Below are 2,054 nucleotides of genomic sequence, written 5' to 3' on the forward strand. Positions count from 1 at the left end.
CGGTCGGAAGCTTGTCCTTGGACGGGACGACGATGCCGGCCTTGCCCTTTTCGAACCCGATAGGCTTCGCCCCATCTTTGACGGACATCACGACCTGACCGGAACCGTCTTCCACCAGGGCCGAACGGCCTGCTGCTTCGTAGTGGTGTGCCGCTCCCCGTTGATCCTAATCACGTCGTGGCACTGTACGTGCGATCTCAACCCGTCTGACTACGACTTGCTCGCAACATGCAGCTCGGGAAGCCATATTCGGATCATCCATCAAGGGTTGGCGAAACAATGGAAATAGGTCGAGCCACGAGATTGCCCTCGGTTCCCGCATCGCGCCGATCCCCTTCTGTTAGTCCTTTTTCCGCGGCTCGCAGCGTGCTATCAAGAAAGTAATCATCGGCTCAAACAACGAGCTCGCACTTGGGAACGCTTCATCCGCTGACGGAGCCAGATATGCCCAAGGGTCAACTTCCAAGGTTTCAGGATCTAGCGAAGTTGGTGGCCGACAACGCTGGCAGCAACTTCGCGTCCCATTTTAGTGCTCCGATTGGAGATCCCGAGACTACAGGATTTCTGCAAGCGCGAGCCGAGCAGTTTACCAGTCAGGGACAAAACTTTTCGTCGTCTCTGGCGGACACTCTTACTGTTGATTTGGGCGGTCCCAATTTCAATGAGAATATGTTCGTCGCGCCGCTTGCCCCAGCCGGCAACGATCAATTCCTCGATGCCGTATCGCGCAGATTGGGGTCGGAGGCGACAGCGAAAGACACCGGAGCAGCATTTTTGGTCAATCGGTTTGTCGACCCAATAGCATCGCGACGTTTCGGAACGACGGCCTTGAGATATACGGAGTACATTGTCGTACTCCAGCTCGATCATGAACAGGGAGCTGCAACCATCCATAGGCTGCTGCCGAGTGGCTTATCGACCATTGGCCGGAAGCGTATTGTTCAAAAACCCGAATTGGTGAATGACCGAAAGGAGCTGAATAAGCTCTTTCCAAATGCTTCGTCGTTTTTCAAGGGGCCGCCAAACCGGCTCCTGTGCTGGAACGGAGAGAGATGGGGCTCTGCCAGAATTCAGCACGTTAGTTTTGCTGAGACTGTTCCGCTTTCACCTCTGGAGCCTGCTTTCGCACCTGTTGAACATCAGCTCGTGAAGTTGACCGACTTTGAACCTGAACCATTTGATCAGCGGCTCTTTCGGTCGATGGCGCAAGGGATCGAGCATGATAACTACACAACTCCGGAAGGCCTGGAGATTTTCGGCCCCTCGCCCGATTCTGTGAGAATGTACTCAATCGACATCACAAAGAGGAATGGAGACGGCGGCAGCGGCACCACGTGGGGCCCACCATCAGACGCCGTTATCTCGTTCGCCTGTGAGGGCTATAATGATCGCGATCAATGTCTAGATTGCTGTAACAATGCCGAAGCTACGATGAAGAACGCAGGTGTCACCGTGGGTGTAGGGGTTGGCGCCGTCGGCGCGGCCGCCACCCCTGTCGCTTGGTGGCTCGTCATCGTGGGTGCGGTCATCGCTGGTGGAACATGGGCCGTGGCAATTGCTATGGGCAACGGTTGCAGAGACCGATGCCGTAAGCCAGTCACAGGAGGAGGTGGTGGTGTGAGCACTGGCGGAGGGAAAACCCATATGAAATAGCGCCGACGCTCTTTGCCGGCTGTGCGCAGTCACCCGAAAGTATTCAGACAGACCGATCGGCGGAGCAATCACAGAGACCACTGCTTCGTAAATGCAGTTGTTCGCCTGTTGGATTGGCTCATTCTTCGGCAGAAGCGATACTCTGCTCGCCCGTGGGAAACTCCGACTTTCATCGTCTGTGTGCCCCGCCAGTCTTAGACACGGCAAAACCCGGACGAGTTTGTCATCCATCGCCCGGCCTGATGATCAAGCCGCCTTGCGAGCTTTGCCAATCGATCCTGTCTTGGCTGCCTGGCTGAACAGATCGTCCAGCTCCCCGGCGCGCACGGCGGCGATCAGGGTATCGATCACGGTCGGAAGCTTGTCCTTGGACGGGACGACGATGCCGGCCTTGCCCTTTT

The 2,054-nt window shown here is 56.2% G+C and carries 1 protein-coding gene; it reads left to right on the forward strand.

All coding sequences use genetic code 11. The annotated features are described in order from the left end of the window. Positions 1 to 444 precede the first annotated feature (444 nt). Positions 445 to 1,653 carry a hypothetical protein gene (locus CQ12_RS03920; RefSeq protein WP_057834052.1) on the forward strand — a complete coding sequence of 403 codons (1,209 nt, stop codon included), beginning with the start codon at positions 445 to 447 and terminating at the stop codon, positions 1,651 to 1,653. Positions 1,654 to 2,054 lie beyond the last annotated feature (401 nt).

It is taken from the genome of Bradyrhizobium jicamae, assembly GCF_001440395.1.
Classification (GTDB): domain Bacteria; phylum Pseudomonadota; class Alphaproteobacteria; order Rhizobiales; family Xanthobacteraceae; genus Bradyrhizobium; species Bradyrhizobium jicamae.

What these genes read in the sequence shown, in the direction of transcription:
- CQ12_RS03920 (WP_057834052.1), top strand. Translation starts at nt 445, where the DNA reads ATGCCCAAGGGTCAACTTCCAAGGTTTCAGGATCTAGCGAAGTTGGTG.